General features: G+C 69.5%; 22 protein-coding genes. 7 read left to right on the top strand and 15 right to left on the bottom strand.

Going from position 1 to position 24,511, the window contains the following annotated elements; genetic code table 11:
* Positions 1 to 58: 58 nt before the first annotated feature.
* Positions 59 to 1,639, bottom strand: a complete 1,581-nt coding sequence (gene guaA, locus CRP45_RS23565; RefSeq protein ID WP_067784898.1) for a glutamine-hydrolyzing GMP synthase — start codon at positions 1,637 to 1,639, stop codon at positions 59 to 61.
* A gap of 158 nt (positions 1,640 to 1,797) precedes the next feature.
* Here guaA and CRP45_RS23560 point away from each other — a divergent pair, with 158 nt between their 5' ends.
* Positions 1,798 to 2,598 (top strand): alpha/beta fold hydrolase, encoded by an 801-nt coding sequence (locus tag CRP45_RS23560; RefSeq protein ID WP_097246995.1) that lies wholly within the window; start codon positions 1,798 to 1,800, stop codon positions 2,596 to 2,598.
* 63 nt (positions 2,599 to 2,661) lie between these two features.
* Here CRP45_RS23560 and CRP45_RS23555 read toward each other — a convergent pair whose 3' ends face one another.
* Positions 2,662 to 3,822: a GuaB3 family IMP dehydrogenase-related protein gene (locus CRP45_RS23555; protein ID WP_067784903.1), complete on the bottom strand. Its 1,161-nt coding sequence runs from the start codon at positions 3,820 to 3,822 to the stop codon at positions 2,662 to 2,664.
* 406 nt (positions 3,823 to 4,228) lie between these two features.
* Positions 4,229 to 5,773: an IMP dehydrogenase gene (guaB, locus tag CRP45_RS23550; RefSeq protein WP_179830981.1), complete on the bottom strand. Its 1,545-nt coding sequence runs from the start codon at positions 5,771 to 5,773 to the stop codon at positions 4,229 to 4,231.
* A 280-nt stretch (positions 5,774 to 6,053) separates the two neighbouring features.
* On the opposite strand from guaB, the gene CRP45_RS23545 reads away from it, so the two are divergent.
* Positions 6,054 to 6,467: a DUF5319 domain-containing protein gene (locus CRP45_RS23545; protein WP_011207424.1), complete on the top strand. Its 414-nt coding sequence runs from the start codon at positions 6,054 to 6,056 to the stop codon at positions 6,465 to 6,467.
* A 209-nt stretch (positions 6,468 to 6,676) separates the two neighbouring features.
* Here the strand turns inward: CRP45_RS23545 and CRP45_RS23540 are convergent, their stop codons facing one another.
* From CRP45_RS23540 to CRP45_RS23530, 3 genes are all read right to left on the bottom strand, one after another.
* Positions 6,677 to 7,678 carry an anti-sigma-D factor RsdA gene (locus tag CRP45_RS23540; protein WP_245910366.1) on the bottom strand — a complete coding sequence of 334 codons (1,002 nt, stop codon included), beginning with the start codon at positions 7,676 to 7,678 and terminating at the stop codon, positions 6,677 to 6,679.
* Between the two features lie 91 nt (positions 7,679 to 7,769).
* Positions 7,770 to 8,348 carry a sigma-70 family RNA polymerase sigma factor gene (locus CRP45_RS23535; protein WP_067784912.1) on the bottom strand — a complete coding sequence of 193 codons (579 nt, stop codon included), beginning with the start codon at positions 8,346 to 8,348 and terminating at the stop codon, positions 7,770 to 7,772.
* Positions 8,349 to 8,493: 145 nt separating this feature from the next.
* Positions 8,494 to 9,306 carry a hypothetical protein gene (locus CRP45_RS23530; RefSeq protein ID WP_097246992.1) on the bottom strand — a complete coding sequence of 271 codons (813 nt, stop codon included), beginning with the start codon at positions 9,304 to 9,306 and terminating at the stop codon, positions 8,494 to 8,496.
* A gap of 669 nt (positions 9,307 to 9,975) precedes the next feature.
* Here CRP45_RS23530 and CRP45_RS23525 point away from each other — a divergent pair.
* From CRP45_RS23525 to CRP45_RS23515, 3 genes are all read left to right on the top strand, one after another.
* Positions 9,976 to 10,269: a WhiB family transcriptional regulator gene (locus CRP45_RS23525; protein ID WP_067784918.1), complete on the top strand. Its 294-nt coding sequence runs from the start codon at positions 9,976 to 9,978 to the stop codon at positions 10,267 to 10,269.
* A 463-nt stretch (positions 10,270 to 10,732) separates the two neighbouring features.
* On the top strand, positions 10,733 to 11,308 hold the full coding sequence (locus CRP45_RS23520) for a sigma-70 family RNA polymerase sigma factor (protein ID WP_067784921.1): 576 nt from the start codon (positions 10,733 to 10,735) through the stop codon (positions 11,306 to 11,308).
* Position 11,309: 1 nt separating this feature from the next.
* Complete coding sequence (locus CRP45_RS23515; RefSeq protein ID WP_067784923.1) at positions 11,310 to 11,561, top strand: RskA family anti-sigma factor; 252 nt, start codon at positions 11,310 to 11,312, stop codon at positions 11,559 to 11,561.
* A gap of 216 nt (positions 11,562 to 11,777) precedes the next feature.
* Here CRP45_RS23515 and groL read toward each other — a convergent pair whose 3' ends face one another.
* Both groL and groES read right to left on the bottom strand, forming a co-directional pair.
* A complete protein-coding gene (gene groL, locus CRP45_RS23510; protein WP_097246990.1) occupies positions 11,778 to 13,388 on the bottom strand; it encodes a chaperonin GroEL in 1,611 nt (536 codons plus the stop codon).
* Between the two features lie 182 nt (positions 13,389 to 13,570).
* The gene (gene groES / locus CRP45_RS23505; protein WP_067784927.1) at positions 13,571 to 13,873 is read right to left on the bottom strand and encodes a co-chaperone GroES; all 303 of its coding nucleotides are present in this window, start codon (positions 13,871 to 13,873) and stop codon (positions 13,571 to 13,573) included.
* Positions 13,874 to 14,586: 713 nt separating this feature from the next.
* Here groES and CRP45_RS23500 point away from each other — a divergent pair.
* Positions 14,587 to 16,248 carry a DUF7159 family protein gene (locus CRP45_RS23500; RefSeq protein ID WP_097246989.1) on the top strand — a complete coding sequence of 554 codons (1,662 nt, stop codon included), beginning with the start codon at positions 14,587 to 14,589 and terminating at the stop codon, positions 16,246 to 16,248.
* Between the two features lie 404 nt (positions 16,249 to 16,652).
* On the opposite strand, the gene tsaD is transcribed toward CRP45_RS23500, so the two are convergent.
* The 7 genes from tsaD to CRP45_RS23460 all read right to left on the bottom strand — a co-directional run bounded on the left by tsaD (position 16,653) and on the right by CRP45_RS23460 (position 23,905).
* Positions 16,653 to 17,696 carry a tRNA (adenosine(37)-N6)-threonylcarbamoyltransferase complex transferase subunit TsaD gene (gene tsaD, locus CRP45_RS23490; RefSeq protein ID WP_097246986.1) on the bottom strand — a complete coding sequence of 348 codons (1,044 nt, stop codon included), beginning with the start codon at positions 17,694 to 17,696 and terminating at the stop codon, positions 16,653 to 16,655.
* Positions 17,693 to 18,211, bottom strand: a complete 519-nt coding sequence (rimI, locus tag CRP45_RS23485; RefSeq protein ID WP_097246984.1) for a ribosomal protein S18-alanine N-acetyltransferase — start codon at positions 18,209 to 18,211, stop codon at positions 17,693 to 17,695. Before rimI ends, tsaD begins: the two co-directional genes overlap by 4 nt.
* Positions 18,211 to 18,912, bottom strand: coding sequence for a tRNA (adenosine(37)-N6)-threonylcarbamoyltransferase complex dimerization subunit type 1 TsaB (gene tsaB / locus CRP45_RS23480; RefSeq protein ID WP_097246982.1), 702 nt, complete (start codon positions 18,910 to 18,912; stop codon positions 18,211 to 18,213). Before tsaB ends, rimI begins: the two co-directional genes overlap by 1 nt.
* Before the next feature lie 101 nt (positions 18,913 to 19,013).
* Positions 19,014 to 19,463 carry a tRNA (adenosine(37)-N6)-threonylcarbamoyltransferase complex ATPase subunit type 1 TsaE gene (gene tsaE / locus CRP45_RS23475; protein WP_067784936.1) on the bottom strand — a complete coding sequence of 150 codons (450 nt, stop codon included), beginning with the start codon at positions 19,461 to 19,463 and terminating at the stop codon, positions 19,014 to 19,016.
* 179 nt (positions 19,464 to 19,642) lie between these two features.
* On the bottom strand, positions 19,643 to 20,752 hold the full coding sequence (locus CRP45_RS23470) for an alpha/beta fold hydrolase (RefSeq protein WP_097246981.1): 1,110 nt from the start codon (positions 20,750 to 20,752) through the stop codon (positions 19,643 to 19,645).
* 54 nt (positions 20,753 to 20,806) lie between these two features.
* Positions 20,807 to 21,955, bottom strand: a complete 1,149-nt coding sequence (gene alr, locus CRP45_RS23465; protein WP_097246979.1) for an alanine racemase — start codon at positions 21,953 to 21,955, stop codon at positions 20,807 to 20,809.
* Between the two features lie 510 nt (positions 21,956 to 22,465).
* Positions 22,466 to 23,905: an NAD(P)H-hydrate dehydratase gene (locus tag CRP45_RS23460; RefSeq protein WP_097247197.1), complete on the bottom strand. Its 1,440-nt coding sequence runs from the start codon at positions 23,903 to 23,905 to the stop codon at positions 22,466 to 22,468.
* Positions 23,906 to 24,073: 168 nt separating this feature from the next.
* Here CRP45_RS23460 and CRP45_RS23455 point away from each other — a divergent pair, with 168 nt between their 5' ends.
* Positions 24,074 to 24,487 (top strand): cupredoxin domain-containing protein, encoded by a 414-nt coding sequence (locus CRP45_RS23455; protein WP_097246978.1) that lies wholly within the window; start codon positions 24,074 to 24,076, stop codon positions 24,485 to 24,487.
* Positions 24,488 to 24,511: the final 24 nt, after the last annotated feature.

The following is a 24,511-nucleotide window of genomic DNA, read 5'->3' as shown; positions in this document are numbered from 1 at the left end:
ACCCCTGAAAAACGACGGGCCCCGCACATCGTGTGCGGGGCCCGTCGACGTTTCGGGATCACTCCCATTCGATGGTGCCCGGCGGCTTGCTGGTGACGTCGAGGACGACGCGGTTGACCTCGGCGACCTCGTTGGTGATGCGGGTCGAGATGCGCTCGAGCACCTCGTAGGGCAGGCGGGTCCAGTCGGCCGTCATGGCGTCCTCGCTGGAGACCGGGCGCAGCACGATCGGGTGACCGTAGGTGCGGCCGTCGCCCTGCACGCCGACGCTGCGAACATCCGCGAGCAGCACCACCGGGCACTGCCAGATCTGGCGGTCCAGCCCGGCGGCGGTGAGCTCCTCGCGGGCGATGGCGTCGGCCTGCCGCAGGGTGTCGAGGCGATCGCCGGTGACCTCGCCGACGATGCGAATGGCGAGACCCGGACCCGGGAACGGTTGGCGGGCAACGATTTCCTCGGGCAGCCCGAGCTCGCGACCGACCGCGCGGACCTCGTCCTTGAACAGCAGCCGCAGCGGCTCGACCAGCTCGAACTCGAGGTCTTCCGGCAGGCCGCCGACGTTGTGGTGCGACTTGATGTTCGCCGTGCCGCTGCCGCCGCCCGACTCCACCACGTCGGGGTACAGGGTGCCCTGCACCAGGAACTCGACCTTGGGCGTCTGGCCGTCCTCGGCGCCGTGCTCGGCGACGACCTCGCTCACCGCGTCTTCGAAGGAGCGGATGAACTCGCGGCCGATGATCTTGCGCTTCTCCTCGGGGTCGGTGACGCCCTTCAGCTCGCCGAGGAACTTGTCCACCGCGTCGACGGTCACCAGCTTGGCGCCGGTCGCGGCGACGAAATCCTGCTGCACCTGCTCGCGTTCGCCGGAGCGCAGCAGGCCGTGATCGACGAACACACAGGTCAGCCGGTCACCGATGGCGCGCTGCACGAGCGCGGCCGCGACCGCGCTGTCCACACCGCCGGACAGACCGCAGATCGCGTGCCCGTCACCGACCTGCTCGCGGACCTGCGCGATCAGCGCGTCGGCGATGTTGGCGGGCGTCCAAGCGGCCGGAATGCCCGCGAGTTCGTGCAGGAAGCGGCTGAGCACCTGCTGGCCGTGCGGCGAGTGCAGCACCTCGGGGTGGTACTGCACGCCCGCCAAGCGACGGACCCGGTCCTCGAACGCGGCGACCGGAGCGCCCGCGGTGGTGCCGGTGACCTCGAAACCCTCCGGCGCGTCGGTGACCGCGTCACCGTGGCTCATCCACACCGGCTGGATGGTGGGCAGACCGCCGTGCAGCAGACCGCCGTCGATGTTCAGCTCGGTGCGGCCGTACTCGCGGGTGCCGGTGTGCGCGACCGTGCCGCCCAGCGCCTGGGCCATCGCCTGAAAGCCGTAGCAGATACCGAAGACCGGCAGCTCCAGATCGAACAGCCGGGGATCCAGCTGCGGAGCGCCCTCGGCGTACACACTCGCCGGACCGCCGGACAGAATCACCGCGAGCGGGTTCTTGTCCGCGATCTCCTCGACGGTGGTGGTATGCGGAATCACCTCGGAGTACACACTCGCCTCGCGCACCCGCCGGGCGATCAGCTGAGCGTATTGGGCGCCGAAGTCGACAACGAGGACCGGTCTCTGGGATTCTGCCACGGCCACAGTCTAGTGAGCCGGGTGCGCGCCCGAACCAACGGGCACGCCCCTGTGCAGGCACGTTGTGTCCGCGGACACCGGGCGGTCTCGTCGTCCTCCAGCTGTCTCCGAGCGGGCGGCCCGAATCCCGCGTCGACCCCGCCGCGGCTCGTTATCCTCTTGCGGTGCCCTTCGCCCGTGCGATAGACGCCGACATCCACTACGAGGACAGCGGCGGGGACGGTCCGGTGGTGTTGCTAGCGCACGAATTCCTCATGGACCGAACCATGTTCGCTTCCCAGGTGGCCGCGCTCGCGCCGGAATTCCGGATCGTGTCCTGGGATGCCCGCGGCCACGGACGCACGAGGGATCAGGGCCTACCCTTCACGTACTGGACCGCGGCGCGCGACGCGCTGACCGTGCTCGACCAGATCGGCGCCGAACGGGCGGTGGTCGGCGGCACCGCGCAGGGCGGCTTCACGGCGCTGCGCGCCGCGCTGATCGCGCCCGAGCGGATCGCGGGACTCATCCTCATCAGCACCGAGGCGCACGGACCGACACCCGAGCAGTCCACGGCCACCCAGCGTTTCCTCGACGAGTGGTACGACGACGACAGCAGGGAGCACGCGGTCGATCGGCTCGCCACCTGGCTGATCGGCGACGACGACTGGTACCGGGCGATCTGGACCAAACGCTGGCTCGGCCGGGAACGGCACGACATCGAGGTCGCCGCGGGCTGCCTGCTCGCCAGGGAGTCGGTCCTCGACCGCCTGCCCGAAATCACTTGTCCCGCATTGGTCATCCACGCCACCGACAGCGGCATCACACACGACCGCGCCAAACAGTTGGCCGAGGGTCTGGCGGCGGCGACCTTCGTGGAGATCGCGGGCGCCCGGCTCGCGGTCACGATGACGCACCCGGAACCGGTGAACCACACGATCCGCCAGTTCCTCCGCGATCAGGTCATGCCGACGGGCGTGTATTGACGCCGACATACAAAGGAAGAGCCCGCGCCCCGCGGTGCGGGCGCGGGCTCGAGGAACGAAACGTCAAGCGCGAACGCTGAGTCCGACCTTCTGGAACTCCTTGAGGTCGGAGTACCCGGCCTTCGCCATCGAGCGGCGCAGACCGCCGACCAGGTTCAGCGAGCCGAACGGGTCGTCGGACGGTCCGAACAGCACACGCTCCAGGCTCGGGCGCACCTGCTCGGTGGACTCGCCACCCAGGTCCCACGGATCGTCCACGTGCAGCAGCGAACCGCGCGGCACCGACGGGTGCGCGGCGGCCGACGGCCAGTACCAGCCGCGGCCGGGCGCCTCCGCGGCCAGCGCCAGCGGCACCCCGAGCATGGCGGCGTCGGCGCCACAGGCGATCGCCTTGGCCAGCTGACCGGAGGTCGCGATGTCGCCGTCGGCGATGACGTGCACGTAGCGGCCGCCGGTCTCGTCCAGGTAGTCGCGGCGCGCGGCCGCGGCGTCGGCGATGGCGGTGGCCATCGGCACACCGATGCCGAGCACCTCGCCGGTGGTGGTCGCGCCCGGGTAGGAGCCGTAGCCGACGATCACGCCCGCGGCGCCGGTGCGCATCAGGTGCAGCGCGGTGCGGTGGTCGCTGACACCGCCGGCGACCACGGGCACGTCCAGCTCGGCGATGAAGGTCTTCATGTTCAGCGGCTCGCCGTCACCGACGTGCTCGGCGGAAATGATGGTGCCGTGCACGACGAGCAGGTCGATGCCCGCCTGCAACAGGGCGGGCGTCAGCGTGCGTGCGTTCTGCGGGCTGACCCGCACGGCGACGGTCACGCCGGCCGCGCGCACCTCGGCCACCGCGGCCGCCAGCAGATCCGGCTGCATCGGCGCGGCGTGCAACTCCTGCAACATGGCGACGGCGCGCTCGTAGCCACCCTTGCCGACCAGCTCCAGCAGCTGATCGATCTTCGCCTCGACATCGGCGTGCCTGGCCCACAGGCCCTCGCCGTTGATCACGCCGAGCCCGCCGAGACGGCCGAGCTCGATGGCGAACTTCGGCGACACCAGGGCGTCGGTCGGATGTGCGAGGAACGGAATCTCGAACCGGTAGGCGTCGAGCTGCCAAGCCAGCGACACCTGCTTCGACGAGCGGGTACGCCGCGAGGGAACGATGTCGACATCGTCCAGTTCGTAGGTACGCCGGGCCGTCCGGCCCATGCCGATCTCGACCATGTCGCGCACTTGTCTGTCCTTTCGGTGTTTATTGCGCGCTGGCGCGCGCGTGTTCGCGGCCTTTATGTGTCGCTTCCGAGCGGTCGAGACTCGCGACTTCGTCGCATGCGCTTCGACCGCTCGGAAGCGAGACGGCCGCGAACGGGCTCGTAAGACTCGCCCTCGGGGTGGTCAGGAGGGAGCGACGGGTCCAGGTCGCTACGACTCGCGAACAGGTTAATCATGCACGGTTCGTCCGGAGTGATCGCAATCGCGTCCGGCGCCGCGCACGGAAATCGGAGTCGGCACCGCGCTCGACCGGCGACCACCCGCGCCGCGCTCAGCTATCGGACCCCTGGGCCGCAGGAAATTCTCCGGCGACGAGTCACCAGTGGCGGCCGGACCAACGCTCTGGATCCGGCCGCGCCCGGCTACGTCAGCTGCGACCGGTGTAGTTCGGCGCCTCGACCGTCATCGTGATGTCGTGCGGATGGCTTTCCTTCAGGCCTGCCGCGGTGATCTGCACGAACTGCGCTTCCTGCAGCTCGGCGATGGACTGCGCGCCGGTGTAGCCCATGCCCGCCCGCAGACCGCCGACGAGCTGGTGGATCACCTGGTTGACCGGACCGCGGAAGGGCACCCGGCCCTCGATGCCCTCGGGCACCAGCTTGTCCTCGGCGAGCACGTCGTCCTGGAAGTAGCGGTCCTTGGAGAAGGACTTCGCCTGGCCGCGGCCCTGCATGGCGCCCAGCGAGCCCATGCCGCGGTAGCTCTTGAACTGCTTGCCGCCCACCAGGATCAACTCACCTGGCGACTCGGCGGTGCCCGCGAGCAGCGAGCCGAGCATCACAGTGGACGCGCCCGCGGCGATGGCCTTGGCGATGTCGCCGGAGAACTGGATGCCGCCGTCGGCGATGACCGGAACGCCGTGCGGCTTGCACGCGGCGACGGCCTCGAGGATCGCGGTGATCTGCGGCGCGCCGACACCGGCGACCACGCGGGTGGTGCAGATCGAGCCGGGCCCGACGCCCACCTTGACCGCGTCCGCGCCCGCCTCGACCAGCGCGGCCGCGCCTGCACGGGTGGCGACGTTGCCGCCGACCACCTGGATGCGGTCGCCGACCTCGGCCTTGACCTTGGCGACCATTTGCAGCACCTGCACCTGATGGCCGTGCGCGGTGTCGACGACGAGCACGTCGACGCCGGCGTCGGCCAGGGTCATGGCGCGCGACCAGGCGTCCTCGCCGACACCCACCGCGGCGCCGACGAGCAGGCGGCCGTCGCGATCCTTGGTGGCGTTCGGGTACTGGTCGGTCTTGACGAAGTCCTTGACGGTGATCAGACCGCGCAGGCGGCCGTTGCCGTCCACGATCGGCAGCTTCTCCACCTTGTGGCGGCGCAGCAGACCGAGCGCGGCCTCCGCGGTGACGCCCTCCTGGGCTGTGATCAGCGGGGCCTTGGTCATCACGTCGGCGACGCGACGGTTCTGATCGACCTCGAAACGCATGTCGCGGTTGGTGATGATGCCGACGAGCGCGCCGGTCTCGTCCACCACAGGAAGACCGGAGATGCGGAAACGGGCGCACATCGCGTCGACCTCGGCCAGCGTGTCGGTCGGGCGACAGGTCACCGGATCGGTCACCATGCCCGCCTCGGAACGCTTGACCGTCTCCACTTGCGCGGCCTGATCGGCGGCCGAGAGATTGCGGTGCAGCACGCCCATGCCACCCGCGCGCGCCATCGCGATGGCCATCCGCGCCTCGGTGACGGTGTCCATGGCCGAGCTCACGAGCGGGGTGCGCAGCCGGATCTCCCTGGTGAGCTGACTCGAGGTCTCCACCGAGCTGGGAATCAGATCCGATGCGGCGGGCAGCAGCAGCACGTCATCGAACGTGAGGCCGAGCATGGCGATCTTGTTCGGGTCGTCGCCACCCGTAGGGGGGCGGACCGCGAGCCGTTCGCCCGGTACGGGATTACTCATTCGGATCGACCCCTCCTGGACGTCGAAAGCGAGAGACGCCGGGTGGACCGGCGTCGCGCACAACTGATGGGATGGACGGTGGCGGCGAGGTCAGCGTGTCGAGAACTGCCCGGCGCCTGACACCCATGGTATCTGTCCCGCAAACTCGTCGATGAACTGCCCGATGGCGACGCCGAAGCAAGTGCGTCCACCGACCGCACGGCCGCGGGTACGCCGCGACGGCGAAACTGGCACCCTACATAGCTGGCGCAGACCACCCTGTTCTGCGTACCGTGGGTGTGTGCGTGACCATCTACCACCTGGCTTGCCGCCGGATCCGTTCGCCGGAGACCCCTCCGACCCGTCCGCCGCGCTCGACGCCATCGAGCCCGGCGAACCGCTGGATCCCCACGAGCGCCTTGCGGTCGAGGAGGATCTCGCCGACCTCGCGGTCTACGAAGCGCTACTGGCGCACCGCGGAATCCGCGGGCTGGTCGTCAGCTGCGAGGACTGCCGACAGGACCATTACCACGACTGGGACATGTTGCGCGCCAACCTGCTTCAGTTGCTGGTCGACGGCACGGTGCGGCCGCACGAGCCGGCCTACGATCCGACGCCGGAGGCGTACGTCACCTGGGATTACTGCCGGGGCTACGCGGACGCGTCGATGAACGAAGCCTTCCACGGCGACGGGTTCGACGGCTTCGACAGCTGATCCCGCGGTTCCCACACCCGAAAACGACGAAAAGCCGACCCGCCGGTCGGCAATCGGTCGACGCGCGAATACTCGCGTGATACCAACGCGACACGCCCGAACGTGCGCGCGATTCTTCCAGGGTGTCGTCCGACACCTCGATCACGAGGGGATGTCTACCAGCGATGCGGTCGGCCGCCGCTCGATGGTGAACTCGCTTACGCCCGAACTCAGTTGGTCGGGATCGAGCCGCCGGGCAGGCTCGGAACGATGACCGTGCCCGGCCCGTCCTCCACCACCGGCGACCGCGTCGCGGGCTGAGTCGGCGGTTCCGCGGAATCGGCGCTTGGCACGACCACCGTCGTCGGCAGCTGCGTCGCGGGCGGCGACTGCGTCGGCGGCTCCTCGACGGGCGCCGTGTTGTTCGGCACGGTGGTCACCGGCGGCTGCGTCGTCGGCCTTGTGGGTTGCGTCGGCGGCAGGCTCGGCTCCACGGCCACGGTGGTCGGCGGCGTCGTCGCCGACACCGGCGGCACCATCTGGTTCGTGTTGGTGGTCTCCTGCGCCGGCTGCGTCGTCGTCGGAGGAGTGGTACCGGTGGTGCCGCTCGGCCGTGGCTGAGTCGACGTGACCGCCTCCTCGAGCGCGGCCGCCGCCTCCGGAGAGATGCCGCGGAGCTGCGTCAGCAGCCGTTGCCACTCGGACTGCAGATCCTGCTTCTTGCCGGAGTCGCTGACCTGGTCGACGTTCACCGACGCCCGCTCCAGCAGTGCTTTCGCCTGCGCCGGGTTGTTCTGGGCCAGTGCGCGTTCGGCCTGGTCCAGCTCGTTGCCCGCGCGCTGCACCACGGTGGTCTGCGCCTGCTCGCTGAACACGACCTCCTTGACCCGCCAGAGCGGATCGCCGGGCTCGGCGCTGTAGGAGAACGCCGTCACACCGCCGAAGACGAGTGCCAATGCGGCCGCGGTACCCGCGATCGGACCGACAAGCCGAAGACGGCCTCGGTTGACTGCGCCGACTCGAACCTTGCGCGCGCCGATCTCCTGGTTGACCGCGGCTACGACCGCGTCCAGATCCGGATCTCCCGGTAGCGGCGGCGTAATCAGTTCCGCGCGCCAATCCGCGAGTAGGGCGGCGAGCTGAAACTCCTCCGCACTATCGGTCTGTACCGGTCCATCGCTGGCGATGGCGTCGATCAGAGCATCGTCGCGGCGTACCGCTGCGATGTCCACCGGTCCGGTGTCACCAGTCCCCCCGGCGTAGGGACCGCTGTTTCGCGATCCACGTCGCGCCTTCCAGTCACCCCGACCGCGCTCGCCATCCCTAGCCATACATTTCACCTGCCCTCGCCACTTGTGACTTCAGTTTCGCGAGTGCCCTGTGTTGGGCCACCCGTATCGCGCCCGCCGTACTGCCCACGGCAACCGCGGTTTCTTCCGCTGACAAACCCATGACCAATCGCAGGATCAGGATCTCTCGATGCTTTTCGGGAAGCGTCGCAAGCAAACGGTTCATCTGCCTGCTGGTTTCCGATTCGAGAGCGCGCTGCTCCGGTCCTTGGTCGGTGGATATGACATCTGGTACTTCGGCCATCGCCTCCGCCTTGTTACGGGCGGCGTTGCGGTGTGCGTCGGCGACCTTGTGCGAAGCGATTCCGTATACGAAGGCCATGAAGGGCCTGCCCTGGTCTTGATACCTGGGCAAGGCTGTCATCACGGCCAGACATACCTCCTGCGCAACGTCGTCCGCGGAGAGCTGTCCACGCTCCGCCGCGCCGATACGCGCGCGGCAGTACCGGACAACCAGCGGGCGGATCAGCTCTAGTACCTGAGCTAAAGCGGATCTGTCGCCCTGCGCTGCGGCAGCGACGGCGAGGTCCAACTCTTCGCCCGTGTGCGTCATCGTCAGAGATATTCCTGGCGTTACAAGTGGCACTGGCCCGATGACCTGTGCTTCCGCCGAAGCGGCGGAACGGATCTAACAATAGCGATAGACAGCGCGGAACCGAGCAACATGGTCACTTGTCTCGCTGACGCGGCGTCGGCGGCTACGGCGCGCCCGGTGGCCGAAAACGCCCGCCACGACGGGCTATTCCGGCCGCGCACCGTTCGGCCTCGCCCGCGGCGTCCGGATCCGAGAGCCCGGAACGCAGCATCGCGCACGCCCAGCGCAGCGGGAGCAGATCGTGCTCGCGACACTCGGTCGCGACCGTGTCGGCAAGCGCGCGGGAGTGTTCCAAGTCACCCGAAGCGGCCGTCGCGGCGGCGACGAGGAGGCGGGACTTGACGCGGTGCCGCACCGAGGGCGCGGCCTCGGCGAGTGCCAAGGCTTCGCGCGCGTGCGGCAGCGCCTCGCCCGCCGCGCCGGACGCCAACGCCGTCTCGGCGCTGACCCAGTGCCAGCGGATCCAGGCCCGCCATCGCAACCCGTCCGGATCGAGGGCGGCGCGGCTCCGGTCGAGCAGCCGGCGCGCCAGCGCGAGGCGGCCCGCCCCGAGCGCGTCGGCGGCCAAACCGGTGAGCGCATCGCAGACCGCGTCCGTTCGGTCCGGCGCGAAACCGGTCGGCGGGATGGGTTGGTGCGCGCCGCCGGGCAACGCCAGCGCGGCGGCTCTGCCGTCCGGGCCCGAAGCCGCGACATGCCAGCCGAGTTGGCGCAGCAGCGAGCCTTCGGTGCTCGCGGCGAGCGAGAGCAAGACCGGATCGGTCGTCCGCCGACGCACCGCGGCCAATTCCGCGCGGGCCGCGGCGTAGCGGCCCTGCCCGCCGAGAATCACCGCCCGGTGCCACGAACTCAGGGCGTCCGGCGCATCCGGCAACTCGGCAGCGGCGAGGCCCGGACGAGCACCGAAGGCTCCCATAGCGAGGACTTCATATCGGACATCCACCGTCGGAACTGGCGCGAACACGGGCGAACTCTATACCGAGCGCGAGCGACGACGACGCGTAGTAAGAGCGCGTCCGCGCCCCTGGCAACTTGTCAGCATTTCTGGTACGACGCCCATGTTTCCATCAGGTAAATCTCGTGTCGGCATTGCGAGATCATCCGCGCCACAAATTCACGCGCGTTTCGCGCAATTAACCTCTGCGCCCCGTTTCCGCCATCTGGAAGGCCCTCGCGGACGGCCCGCACGATGGCCACCGTCACGGCGGTTATCTGTCCCCCATGGGACCAGTAACCTGTGAGCTCTCCCAAAAAAGTCGGTCTACCTGCGGAAACAGACACATACCTCGGACAGCGCCGGTCCAGCCACGTACTGGCCAACCGAACAGTATCACCGGAACCCACGTTAAAAGTAAACAGCGGGCAGGTTAAATCTCGCCATTGGAGATTTGGAAAACCGGTGCGTCGAACTATTGACGGAATTTCGCGGCTGCCCCTAACGTAACTCATCGCCACGGACGGCGCCGCGCGAAATTGCAGCGACCGGAAGGGCGACCGCGGGACGCCGCCGATCGCATGCGTCCCGCAACTGTTGCAGACAAACTGCTCGACAACGCCGACGAGCTCGCATTACGAGGAGTTCACCATGCCCATGCCGACCCACCTCCCCGGACCGAACGCCGACGTCTGGGACTGGCAGATGCGAGGTTCCTGCCGAGGCGTGGACTCCGCCGTGTTCTTCCATCCCGACGGCGAGCGCGGGCGCGCCCGCACCGCACGCGAGATGCGGGCCAAGGAGATCTGCCGCGCCTGCCCGGTGCTCATGCAGTGCCGCAGCCACGCACTGAAAGTCAGCGAGCCCTACGGCATCTGGGGCGGCATGTCGGAGACCGAGCGCGAGATGCACGCGCGGCGCAACCGCCGCCGCATGGCCGTCTGAGCAGCGACCACCCGGCGCCCGGGTGCCGAAAACGCGAATCCGCGACCCATCCGCATCGCGCGGCGCGCCGAATGCCTAGCAAATAACCGGCCACTGAAACACCAGATGCACGATCACCGGCCGAACCGTGTCGGCACACCGCTGTCGCAGTTCGGAACCGACGCTGACGCGCGGCATCAGGCGGTCACCACCGCTGTATTCCGCGGTCGCGGCGAGCAGAAGCCGCACGGTTGTCGGCCCGGTGGCGAGCGGTAGCTGTTGGCGTGTCACATCTGAATTCGCCCGGCGTTTGGGAGTTCACCGCAAAGTAGCTGAGCTGCTTGCGGTTTGCTGGCACCCCACTGGAAGGAGGCGATAGCGGCACGCTACGGTAGTGACCGATGACACAGAATGGAGCGTTGTGACAACGCGGCCGCCAGCCGCAGAGGGCGACTCGTTCCGAAGAGAAGCCTTCCCACCGAGTGTGGATTCTGCGGTGTCGGCACGCGCAGCCGAAAGCATCGAACTAGCCGCTCTCCTGCACCGTTGCGGCCAGTCCGATCAGGAAGCTTTCGCCGAACTGTACGACCGGACGTGCGCGCGCGTGTTCGGTCTGGTGCTCCGGGTGCTGCACGATCCGGGGTACGCGGAGGAGACCACGCAAGAGGTGTATCTCCAGCTCTGGCGTACCGCAGCCAGCTTCGACCCCGCGAAGGGGTCGGCGGTGACGTGGTTGATGACGCTCGCCCATCGGCGCGCGGTCGACCGGGTCCGCGCCGAGCAAGCCCATACCCAACGGGAAGTCGCCTACGGGATAAGGGTTCTCGGCAACGAGTTCGACGAGGTGACCGAAGAGGTCGAGCGCAGGCTCGAACAACAGGCGGTCCTCGAAGGACTCACCGGCCTCACGGAAACCCAGCGAGAAGCCATCTCGCTGGCCTACTACGGCGGCCGGACCTATGCGGAGGTGGCCACCTACCTCGGCGTAGGGTTACCGACCGTTAAGTCCCGGATTCGGGATGGATTGACACGACTGAAGAAAAGTTTGGGGGTGACGTGAGATGAACGAAGCCCAGATCGATCTCGCGCACACCGTCGCGCTCGGATCGATCGACGACGAAGACCATCACGCGGTTCAGGAATTGCTCGACGGCGAGGACCCGGTGCTACGCGCCGAGTTCCTCGTAGAGGTGCAACAGGCCAAGGACGCTTTGACCGCGCTCGCGGCGGTGACGGCCACCGCGCCGCCCGCCGCGCTCCGGGCTCGGTTGCTCGCGGCCATCGCCGCCGAGCAACCCCCGGTCGCCTCCTGAGCGACGATTACCCGCCGCGTCCGGCGCGCGTCGACGCGCGGCCCGGTTCTCGCTTCGGCGACCTCGCGCGCTCCCGCGCCGCGCTCCTCTCCTCGAGGCAGCGGCGCCGTTGAGCCCTCGCCGATCTCCGCCGAGCTGATCACTCGCCCAAGCCCTCGAATACCCAAAGGCCCCCGAATGCGGATGCATCCGGGGGCCTTTCGCATGCTCGTCGCGTCAGTGGGCGTGACCGTGGTGACCGTGGTCGTGCGCCTCCTCGGCGGGCTTGTCGACCACGGCGCTCTCGGTGGTGAGCACCATGCGCGCGACCGACGCCGCGTTGACGACCGCGGAACGGGTCACCTTCACCGGGTCGACGACACCGTCGGTGAGCAGATCACCGTAGGTGAGGGTGGCGGCGTTGAAGCCCTCCTTGCCCTCGGCGACCTTGCTGACCACCACGGCGCCGTCAAGGCCCGCGTTGGTGGCGATCCAGTACAGCGGCGCCTGCAGCGCCTTGCGCACCACCTCGACACCGATGGCCTCGTCGCCGGACAGCGAGTCGCGCAGCTCGACGAGCTTGGCGCCCGCCTGAACCAGCGCGGTGCCGCCGCCGGGCACGATGCCCTCCTCGACCGCGGCCTTGGCCGCGCTCACCGCGTCCTCGACGCGGTACTTGCGCTCCTTGAGCGCGGTCTCGGTGGCCGCGCCGACCTTGATCACCGCGACGCCGCCCGCCAGCTTGGCCAGGCGCTCCTCGAGCTTCTCGCGGTCCCAGTCGGAGTCGGTGGCCTCGATCTCGCGGCGCAGCTGCGCGCTGCGGGCCGCGATGTCCTCCGCGGTGCCCGCGCCGTCGATGATCGTGGTGTCGTCCTTGGTGACGACCACGCGCCGGGCCTTGCCGAGCAGCTCGAGGCCCGCCTCGCGCAGGGTGACGCCCAGGTCCGGGTTGATGACGGTGCCCGCGGTGACCACGGCCAAGTCGTCCAGGAACGCCTTGCGACGGTCACCGAAGAACGGCGCCTTCACCGCGACGGCCTTGAGGGTCTTGCGGATGGAGTTGACCACCAGGGTGGACAGCGCCTCGCCCTCGACGTCCTCGGCGATGATCAGCACGGCCTTGCCGCTCTCTGCGATCTTCTCCAGCAGCGGAAGGAAGTCCGGCAGCGAGCTGATCTTCTCGCGGTGCAGCAGCACCAGCGCGTCCTCCAGGACGGCCTGCTGGGTGTCGGTGTCGGTGACGAAGTAGGGCGAGAGGTAGCCCTTGTCGAACTGCACGCCCTCGGTGACGACGAGCTCGGTCTCCATCGTCGAGGACTCCTCGACGGTGACCACGCCGTCCTTGCCGACGGTGGTGAGCGCCTTGCCGACCATCTCGCCGAGCTGCTCGTCGCGCGAGGACACGGTGGCGACCTGCGCGATGGCCTTCTCGCCGGAGACCGGGGTCGCCGCGGCGAGCAGCGCCTCGGAGACGGCGTCGGCGGCCTTGGCGATGCCCGCGCCGACGGCGATCGGGTTGGCGCCCGCCGCGACGTTCTTCAGGCCGCCGCGCACCAGCGCCTGTGCCAGCACGGTGGCGGTGGTCGTGCCGTCGCCCGCCACGTCGTTGGTCTTGGTCGCGACGCTCTTGACCAGCTGCGCGCCCAGGTTCTCGAACGGATCCTCGAGGTCGATGTCGCGCGCGATGGTGACGCCGTCGTTGGTGACGGTCGGGCCACCGAAGGCCTTCGCGAGCACCACGTGGCGACCGCGCGGACCGAGGGTGACCTTCACCGCGTCGGCGAGCTTGTCGACGCCGCGTTCCAGAGCCCGGCGAGCCTTCTCGTCGAACTCGATCTGCTTTGCCATAAGTCCTTTTCCTTGGATGCCTGGGCGACGGGCTCGGTCCGGTGGGCCGTGCGGATGCCGCCCGGTGGGCTGAAACGACGTTGCCCCGGCCCCGCTGGGAGGGGTACCGGGGCAACGTCGTTACGACTCGATCCCGGGCGTGGCCGGGAAGCGCGGTCCGGTCCGGACCACGCCGAGCGCGGTCACTTGCTGACGACAGCCAGCACGTCGCGCGCGGACAGGATCAGGTACTCCTCACCCTGGTACTTGATCTCCGTGCCGCCGTACTTGCTGTAGATGACGACGTCGCCCTCCTGGACATCCAGCGGGATGCGCTTCTCGCCCTCGTCGTCCCAGCGGCCGGGGCCGACGGCGACGACGGTGCCTTCCTGCGGCTTCTCCTTCGCCGTGTCCGGGATGACCAGGCCGGAGGCCGTCGTCGTCTCGGCCTCGTTGGCCTGGACGAGGATCTTGTCCTCGAGCGGCTTGATGTTCACGCTCGCCACGTTGAGCCCTCCACTTTCAGGGGATTTACGGTCGTCCGGAACTGTTGTCCCGGACCATCGGTTCGGTCACGGTGCTGACCCTGCGCATAGCCCCGTCGTCGCGGGTGCCGGGACCCCTGCTCAGTAGTCACAACTGCTGACATCCGGCGAACGCGTAGCGTGGACGGTTGCCCGGCCGACCGTGTTCACCAGTGCCACTAGCACTCTATACATGAGAGTGCCAGCGCTCAAGGGCGGGCGGTGCCAATCCGCGTCGATGTCCTCCGACACGCCCGGCCGTTCCGGCTTCCGCCGACCAAGGTTCGCCGCCCCACGGCCTCGGGGCTTTCCATTGGTTCGCGAAATCTGTAACGTTCGGATAACGGATTGTGACAGTATTAGCGACGGTCGTTCCTCGGTCCGCCATGTTCATCACGAACCGGCGTCCGCGGGAGGCATCGAGCGTCACGAAAGAACCAGCACATCGTCACAGGTAGTACTGCGTCACAGGTAGCACAGCTGCACCGGTTGCACATCGTCACAGATTCCGTTGCGCCACAAAGCTTCACCCAGAGGGCAAGTCCACACGTGATCCAAGGCCGGTTCCCGCGACCCACCCGGACGGCGGTCCGGCCGGATCCCGAGTCCGGATCGCTCGCCGACAAGGCGACGGTGCGGAAGTCCATTCGAGATGGTCGGCGACACGATGACCATCCGCTCGAAGGGAGGTGAACATGCGAACGTCCCTCGGCATCTCCGCCGGGAACGAGGTCGTGTGCTCGGCGCTGGTCGCCACGGCGTCGAACGGCGCCCAAAGTTTCGACTACCGAGTCGTTTCCGCCGACGCGGCCCATTCCGATCTCGGTGATCTCGTCGCGTCCTCGATCGACCTGATGACCACCCAGTTGCCGACTCAGCAAGTGCCGCACGACATCGCGTGGCCCACGCAGCCGGTCGGCGTCCGCCTCGCCGGTGCGACGGGTATGGAAGCGGCGGCGGGCAAACCGCCGACCAGCGTCGCCGTCGCCTACCGCGGCAAGGAACAGGAGCAGGTGATCCGTTCGGCCACCGGCAAACAGCGCGAGCTGAAGCTGGTGCCGGAAGGCACCGCCGCGCTGACCTTCCTGCGCCACACCGGTCTGCTGGACCGCTACGAGACGGTGGCCATCGTCGACCTCGGCGCGACCGGTCTGAGCGTCACCGTCGCCGACCAGGCCGACGGCAACATCCTTCGCTCCGAACGCATTCACGCGATCAGCGGCAACGCGATCGACGACCTGATCTACCACCACCTGCTCGACGTGCACTACGCCCGGCGCGGCACCAGGCCGAACCGCGGCATGCTGACCAACCGCGGACGCGCCGCGAAGGAACATCTTTCGGTGGCGCCCGCCGTCACCATCGACCACGTCGCCGGCCGCCCGCTCAAGCTCACCAGGGCCGATTTCGAGGAGCTGATCGGAGATCTGCTGCGCGACATCGCCCTGTTCACCGCGGCGGTGTTCGCGCGAGCGCCGAAGGAACCGCAGGCGGTGGCGGTGATCGGCGGCGGTGCGAACATTCCCGCGGTCCTACAGACCCTCGAACGCGAGCTGGACGTGCCGGTGCTCACCGTCGACGATCCGGAGGCGGTGATCGCCAAGGGCGCCGCGCTGGTGGCCGATGCCGCACAGCCTTCCGGTTTCCCGGTGGCCGCGCTCGGCGGCGACGCGCCCGCGGGCACCTTCACCAAGGTCGTCGGCACGCTCGCCGGAGCCATCGTGGTGGTCGGCCTCGTAATCGGCTACGGCTTCAAGACTTTCGCGCCGACCTCGGACGAGGAGGTCTCCCCCGCGGGCACGACGAGCAGCGCCCTGGTGCCCACCGCGCCCGTCACGGTGGCGCCGCAGACCGGCACGGGAACCGACACCTCCGGCGGTCGCGAGACGGTCAACCGGACGACCGGCGTGACGCCGTCGGTCACCGAGGACGCCGGTCCGTCGTCGACCCGCCCCGGTGCCGTGTCCACGCCGTCGCCGACGCCAACGCCGACGGCGGCGCCGATCCCGTCGGTCCAGCCGACGCTGCGCCCCGACCCGAACCTGCCGCCCATCCCGTTCCCGGAACTGCTGGGCCCGCTGCTGAATCCGCCCGGCGGTTCCTCTGCGCCCTCGCAGCAGCAGAACCGCGAGGAATACGGGCCGTCGACCAGTCCAGCGCCGCCCCCGGGGGTCCCGCCGCAGACGCCCGCGCAGACCCGAATCCCCTTCCCACCGCCTCCGGCGAGCGCGCCGCCTCAGGCACCCGCACAGACGCGTATCCCTTATCCGATGCCCCGCTCCAATTCGGGCTCCGCCCGGCAGGGCACGGTGCACGCACTGCCGCTGCTCGAACTCGAGTTCGCTCCGCACGACTGATCCGGGTAGGACATCAGAATGAATCGCTCCGGCAAGGACTGGGGCCGAGCGATTCACATCGGCCACAGGACCGACTCGCGCTGACAGACAGCTGATTCCGAGTCGAGCGACCCACTGCCGACGGACCGAACCCGCCGAACGAATCGTCCTGGCGCGAATGGATGTCCAGGGCAAAGGATTCGAACCGGTCCGCGGGTACACCGCTCGGCAGGCCGCGCACGGCTGGTCAGCGCGGCTCGCTACCGACCGAATGGACGCCCAGACAAGCGATTCGAGCGAACGCGCAGGCACAGCGCTCGCGGCGGCTCGGTCGGAAGGCGACGGCGCACTCGGCGCGGGTGCTCGGGCGGGCGCCGACCTCGGCGCGGGCGTGGATGACGCGATCGAGGCGGGCGCGACCGCCCTCAGGCGATCTGGCTGACCGAGACCGGCAGGCCCGGGTCGGTGGCGACCGTGAGCGGCGAGGGTTTCGCCCCACCCGCGATGACGTGCGCGCCGAGTGCGGCGATCATCACACCGTTGTCGGTGCACAGCCGCGGTTTCGGCACCCGCAGCGTCAGACCCGCCGCGGCGCAGCGCTCTTCGGCCAGCGAGCGGATTCGCGAGTTGGCGGTGGCGCCGCCGCCGAGCACCAGGGTGCCGACGCCGACGTCCTCGGCCGCGCGGATGGCCTTCATGGTCAGCACGTCGGCGACCGCCTCCTGGAAGGACGCGGCGATATCCGGAATCGGCAGGTTCTCGGTCGCGACGCCGGCGCGCTGCGCGGACTCCACGTGGCGGGCGACAGCGGTCTTGAGGCCGGAGAAGGAGAAGTCGTAGCGCGGGTCGCGTGGTCCGGTCATGCCGCGCGGGAACGCGATCGCCTTCGGATCGCCGCTCGCCGCGGCCGCGTCCAACGCGGGTCCACCGGGGAAGCCGAGACCGAGCAGGCGGGCCACCTTGTCGAAGGCCTCCCCCGCCGCGTCGTCGACCGTGCTGCCGAGTTCGACGATCGGCTCGGCCAGGTCGGTGACGTGCAGCAGGTGGGTGTGTCCGCCGGACACCAGCAGCGCGACGCAAGGCGGCATCGGCCCGTGCTCCAGCGTGTCCACCGCGACATGACCGCCGAGGTGATTCAGCGCGTAGAACGGCACATCCCAGGCCGCCGCATAGGCTTTCGCGGCCGCGACACCGACCAGCAGCGCGCCGGCCAGCCCGGGTCCGATGGTGACCGCGATCGCGTCGGGCTTGGCGATACCCGCCGCCGAAAGCGCCCGGCGCATGGCGGGCACGATCGCCTCGAGGTGCGCGCGGGAGGCGATCTCCGGCACCACGCCGCCGAAACGCGCGTGCTGGTCGACGCTGGAGGCGACCTCGTCGGCGAGCAGCTCACAGCTGCCGTCGGGGTGGCGGCGGACGATGCCGACTCCCGTTTCGTCGCAGGAGGACTCGATGCCCATGACGATCACGACAACACCTCGTCGGGAAGCGGGAGCGCGGTCAGTTCCGGCCTGCGCATGGTGTAGGCGTCGGCGCCGCTGGGGTGGTAGTAGTTCTTGCGCAGGCCGATGATGTGGAAGCCGTGCTTGGCGTAGAGCGCGATGGCGGGCGCGTTGTCCGTGCGCACCTCCAGGAAGACCGGTCCACCGCGCTTGCCCGCCTCCGCGAGCAGCGCCTCCAGCAGCAGCGTGCCGATGCCCGCCCGGTGATAGTTCGGGTCGACACCGATGGTGTGCACTTCGGCCTCGGGGTGTTCGGCATCACCGAGCAGCGCCACGCCCGCGTAGCCGACCATCCGGCCGTCCTCGGCGCGGGCGGTGATGTAGCGGTTGTGCGACCCGGCCAGTTCCGAGCGGAAGGCGACCGCGTGCCACGGATCGTCCTCCGGGAACAGCAGCTGCTCGAGTTCGACACAGCGCTCGATGTCGTCCGCGTTCATCGGCTCGATGTGGAAGGTGTGGGTGCGTACGTCGTCGTCCACCATCACGCTCCCGTCCGATCGAGGGTGCGGTACGCGTTCTCGACCGCATCCGGCCTGCGCAGGTAGAGCGGCACCAGCGGCTCCGGCACGGCGCGCGCGAGCAGTTCGGCGGCGGCGACGCGCACCAAGCCCGCGGGTGAGGGCGTCTCCACCGGAAGCACCGGCAGGTCGAACAAATCCACGTGCGAGGCGGAGCCCGCGATCGCGGTGGCGGAGCCGTGGTCGAGCGCGGCGGGCTTGACCACATCCGGTCCCGCGACCCGGACGCCGGCGCGGTAGCGCGCCCAGTACACCTCGCGCCTGCGCGCGTCGGTCACCACGAGCAGCTCGCCGTCGGCAGCGAAGTCGCCCTGGGCGAATGCGTCCGAGGCGATCGCGTCCAGACTGCACACGCCGTACACCGGGATGCCGAGCGCGTCACCGAAGGCGGCCGCGGTAGCCATGCCGACCCGTAAGCCGGTGAACGGTCCGGGTCCGATACCGGCGACGACCGCGGCGATATCGGTCCTGGAACGGCCTGCCTCGGAGAGGCATTCGAGGATCTGCGGGGTCAGCACCTCGGCGTGGGCGCGGGCATCGACCCGGACCCGCGAGGCGACGGTGCGCAGCTCGGCCGCGGTGACCGCATCGGACGCGGCCTGCTCCAGTTCCACCAATCCCGCTGTAACGGCGGGTGTCGCGGTGTCGACAGCTAGTACAAGCATGATTGGCCCAACGATACCGGGTGGTACCTCGCCGCGGCGCGGAGCTACCGAGTAGCTAAATCCGCAGGCCGATCCGGCGGCCGCACCACTGTGACCTGCGTCTACTCGACCCACTCCCAGACCGCGGTTCGCACATCGGATTCCGGTTCTCTGGTCAGTAGGACGCGCAGATGCCGCTCGGCGAGGTGCTCGACGACCCCGAGTCCCCACTCCACGACGACCACCGCCTCGTGCAGGTCGGTGTCGAGGTCCAGCGCGTCGAGTTCGTCGAGATCGCCGCCGAGCCGATAGGCGTCCACGTGCACCATCGGCACCGGCGCCGCGCCTTCGCGCCTGCCCGCCCGGTGCTGCCTTGCGATGATGAACGTGGGCGAGCTCACTCGGCCCTGCACGCCGAGGCCCTCGGCGATGCCGCGCGTCAAAGCGGTCTTGCCCGCGCCGAGCGGACCGTCGAGCACCACGAGATCGCCCGCGCCGAGTTCGGCGGCCAGCTCGCGGCCGAGCGCCTCGGTGTCTTCCACGGTCGGCAGCGTTCGTCGTTGCTGCGTCACCGCCGACCTCCTTCGCACCCTGCCGCTGATCGGGGTCGAGCGTACCGGCGCGGTCGAGGTCGGCCGCGAGCAGCTTCGCGGACCGGATAGAACCCGACCCACCGCGGCTCACCTCGCCAAAGCCTCGGGGGCCTAGTTGGCGCGGACGAACCCGGCGCGAGCAGCTTCCCGACTGCTGCTCATCCGACCGCCTCGTCGCCCTCTTCCGCACGGAAGAACCCGGCGCGCACCAGCAGCCGGTGCAGCGCGTCGTTGACGATGTCGGGGAATTGCAGGTGCGGCATGTGGGCGGCCTCGGTGAGCCGGATCAGTTCGCTGTTCGGCAGTTCGCGGGCGAGGGCGCGCGAGTTGCGGAACGGGATCACCAGGTCGTGCACGCCGCCGAGCACCAGAACGGGAAGTCCGGCCAGCGTGGGCAGGGCGGCCGACTCGTCGTGCAGTTCAATCGCTTTCAGGAATTTGACGATCGTCTCGACGGGGGTGTCGTCGATCATCAGCGTGGTGAATCTGGACAGCGTCGGGCTGACCGGCCCGTGGAACGAACTCACATGCAGGATCGGCGTGATCAGATGCCGCACCGTCGACCTACCGGCCTGCACCAGCGCGGGCGCGGTGTGCACGGCGAGCCGGAAGCCATCGATCGCCGGATTACGCAGCAGCTGGGTGATGCCCGCCGCGGTGACCTCGGCCGCGGCGGTGGAGAGCAGTGCGATCGCGATCACCCGGCGCGCGAACAGCTCGGGGAACTGGGCCGCCGCCGCGAGCACGGCCATGCCGCCGAGCGAATGCCCGACGAGCGCGACCGGTCCGGTGGGAGCGGTCGCCTCGATGACCGCGGCGACGTCGCGACCGAGTTGCGCCACGGTGCAGCTCGCGGTGGTCGGCGTGCCGGAGCGTCCGTGCCCGCGCAGGTCGAAGAACACGAGCCGAACCGCTGCGCCCCAGCGCTTTTCCAGGTCACGACGCTGGAAATGGAAGGACTCCATGCTGTTGCAGAAGCCGTGCACGAAGACGACGGTCAGTGGCGCGTCGACCGGACCGCACTCGCGCGTGGCGAGCCGGACGCCGTCTTCGGTGACGACCGCGCCCGCACGGTCCTCGGCCATGAGCGCGAAGTTCTCGTCGCGGTATTCGTCGCGGCGCGCGGGCCAGAGCACCCTGGCGCCCGCCCTGCGCAGCGCGTGCGCACCGGCGAGCGCGCCGACCATGCCCGCTGTCGCCATTCCGCCGCGCCAGATGTTCGTGCGATTGTTGTTGCCCCGCAGTATTTTCGGTCGTCGCGCTCGCATCGAGAACCCCTCATCTGTCGGCGGAACGCACGCCGACGAGTCCAGCACACGACATCAGCGCGGGCAAGCTCCGACGTGTCGCCGCGCGACCCGTCCGCGCGGCGAGCAGACAACTTCGTAGTGGATCGTGCCGAGCGCGTCGGCCCAGTCCTGGGCGATGGGCTGGTCCGGGCCCGCGCCGAACATGATCGCGGTGTCGCCCTCCGACACGCCCGCGGCGTTGTCGCCCAGGTCGACGACGAACTGATCCATGCACACGCGCCCGACGTTGGGGCGGCGCGCGCCGCCGAGCCACACGTCGAAGCGGCCGCTCAGCGGACGGAACACGCCGTCGGCGTATCCGGCGGGGATGAGGGCGACGGTGGTTTCGTGCGGTGCGATCCACTGGTGTCCGTACGAGACGCCCTCGCCCGCGGCCACCCGTTTCACCAGGGCGACCGGGGCCTGGAACGTCATCGCCGGGCGCAGGCCGAAATCGCCCATCTCCGGAACCGGGCTCAGGCCGTACACCGCGATGCCGGGGCGCACCATGTCGAAGGCCAGGTCGGGGCGGGTGACCGCGGCGGCGGAGTTGGCCAGGTGCGCGACCTCGGGCGGCAGGCCGTGGCGCTCGGCAGCGGCGATGGCCTCGACGAACCGGTCGCGCTGCACGTCGAGGAACGGGTGGTCGGGCTCGTCGGCGTGCGCCAGGTGCGAGAAGATCGCGCGGAAGCGCACGACACCCTCTGCGACCAGGTCCCGCAGGGCAGCGAGCACCTTCGGGTATTCGTCCGGGGCGATGCCGTTGCGGTTCAACCCGGTGTCGACCTTGAGGGTTACCGTCGCGGCTTGGCCGACCCGCCGCGCCGCCGCCTCCACCGAATGCAGATTCGCGAGCGAGGAGACGCCGATCTCGATGTCGGCGGCGATCGCCGCCGCGTAGTCGGAGCCGGCGTTGTGGAGCCAGCACAGAATCGGCGCGTCGATCCCGGCCGCACGCAAGGCCAGCGCCTCCGGGATCGTGGTCGTCCCGAGCTCCCGAGCCCCCGCCGCCAACGCGGCCCGCGCGACCTCCACCGCGCCGTGGTTGTAGCCGTCGGCCTTCACCACCACCATCACCGCCGCGCTCCCCGCATACTCCCGCAGGACCCGCACATTGTGGGCAATGGCATCGAGGTCGACGACTGTCTCCACTTGCGCACTCACAAGAGCCGATCCTGCCATTTCGAGGACGGGCGCTGTCAGGGAGTACCGATTCCGCAGGTCATCGGGGTATACCGCGGGGCGACCGGCGAGAACCGGACGTGGGTTCGGCGAGCGTCGGGGCGGGGTGGATGTGGTTCTGGAAGTGAAACGATGACGTCCATCAGGGTGTGGTCGACCGTTGTCAACCCGGCTAACGCGCCCAGCCACTCCCCGGCAATCGCCGATCGGTTCCGAGTTCTTGTGAACCGGAGAATTCGGCCCCGCCCGCCCAGGTACTCCTCGAAGAGTGCTGGGCACTATGGGTGCCGTACCCGGGTCGCCTCCCGCAGTCAGGTGGTTCGACGCGAGGCCCGGTTCACGGACAGGGAGTTGCGGCCAGGCACGTCCAACACGCAGCCTCCGTCACCACCCAAGGCACACCAGCTAACCGAGCTCACTCACCAGCGAAGCGGCGCTGCCGAAAACCCGCGGCAGCGGCGGGACGGCGCTGCCCGACCGGGTACGGCGGCAGGTGCCGCCAGAAACGACTCAGGCGCTCAACGAACGCAGGGTGCGAATGGCGGCGCGAATGTGGGCGAGGAGCGGGCTCGCCGAGGTCGGGGCGGCGGTGGGGTGGTTCTCGTGAGCGGCCAGGTTGGCGGCCAAAGCGTGGGCGCGAGCGGCGGCAGCGGCGGACCAGGCGGGGTCGCGACCCGCGGCGAGCAGCGCGCCGATGACGCCGGAGAGGACGTCGCCCGCGCCCGCGGTGGCGGCCCAGGAACCACCCGCCTCGTTGACGAGCACCGGGCTGCCCGGCGCGGCAACCAGGGTGGCTCGGCCCTTGAGGAGCACGGTCACCTGCCATTTCTCGGCGAGATCGCGCACCGCGCCGACCCGATCCGCGCCCACCTCCTGCCCGGTCAGCCGGGCGAATTCCCCGGCGTGCGGCGTCAGCACCGTCGGGGCGGTCCGGCCGCGCACGAGGTCGGGTGCGGCGGCGAGCAGGGTCAGTCCGTCGGCGTCCACCACGGTCGGCAGGTCGGTGGCGAGGATCTGCTCGAGCCGTGCGCGGGCGTCCGCATCCGTGCCCGCACCCGGTCCGAACACCCAGGACTGCACCCGGCCGGTCTCGGAAACATTCTGCGCCGCAATAACTTCCGGGAAATGTGCGAGCACTTGCGACGCGCCGGTACCCGCGTAGCGCACCATGCCCGAAGTGGCCGCCACCGCACCGCCCGTGCACAACACGGCCGCACCGGGATAGGTCGCGCTGCCCGCGCAGATACCGGTGACACCCTGGGTGTACTTGTCGTCGGTCGCACCCGGCACCGGCCACCGCGCACCGATCTCGGCAGGCTCGAGCGCGGCGAGTTCAGGTTCGGGGAGCTCTAAACCGATGGGCACCAACTCGATTCGCCCGCACCACGGCGCGGCCAACGCGTGCACCGGCTTGTACGCACCGAACGCGACCGTCACCGCCGCCCGCACCGCGGGGCCCGACACCGCCCCGGTATCCGGATCGACGCCGCTCGGCAGGTCCGCCGCCACGATCGGCACACGCACCCCCGCAACGAGTTCCGCGGCACGCGGCCGCAGCGGACCGCGTCCGGAGATACCGACGATGCCGTCGATCACCAGATCGGGCGCGCCGACCTCCTCACGAACCCGCCCACCCGACGCACGAAGCGCGGCAAGACCTTTCGCGTGCGCCCGCGCCGGATCGAGCAGCACCGCCGTCACTTCCACGCCTCGTCGGCGCAATTTCGCGCCCGCCCACAGGGCATCGCCGCCGTTGTCGCCGGAACCGACCAGCAGCGTCACCGCCCGGCCCGCGATGCCGCCGGTTCGCGCGCGCAGCTCGCCCGCGACGATCGTCGCCAGGCCGTGCGCCGCCCGCTGCATGGGCATCCCCTCGGGCACCCTGGTGAACAGTTCGGCCTCGGCCGCGCGCACTTCGTCGGCGGTGAAATAGCCGCGTTGAACGGACATCGGCGCCTCCACTGGTCGCTTCGGGCTGGCCACCCGTCCGGACACTACCTGCTCGCGCGCCGAAATCGGCCATGCCGCAACCGCGGTTCCGCGCTCTCCACGGCCCGGCTTCCCGCACCGCTCCGGTCGTGCGCACGGCTTCCCGCTGTGCCACTAAGCTCGAACATCATGCCGATGGTTAGCCGCTCCAAGTCCGTTCCGATCGTCACAGCGTTCGCCGTGGCGGCGACGCTGTCGCTGGTCGGCTGCGGCTCCGACGAGCCCGCTCCCGAGCGGAACGCCACCGCCACGTCGACGTCCGCGACACCGACCGGTGAGCGCAAGGCCGCCAGTATCACCGTCGACGTGGACGACATGAAGTTCTCGCCCGAGAACGTCACGGTCGGCGTCGGCGACACCGTCCGGTGGAAGTTCTCCGACAAGGCGCCGCACTCGGTGCAGGGCATCGGCGACAAGGCCATGGGCATCAACAGCCCGATCTTCGACAACGGCGAGTGGAGCTACACCTTCACCCAGCCGGGCACCTACCGGTATCTGTGCACCCTGCACCCGGAGATGCGCGGCACGGTCACGGTGCAGTAAGTGCGGTCACACCGGCCGGTTCTC

Origin of the sequence: Nocardia amikacinitolerans (assembly GCF_900215415.1) — a bacterium.
Lineage (GTDB): Bacteria > Actinomycetota > Actinomycetes > Mycobacteriales > Mycobacteriaceae > Nocardia > Nocardia amikacinitolerans.
This window is presented reverse-complemented; position numbering and strand designations above follow the sequence as displayed.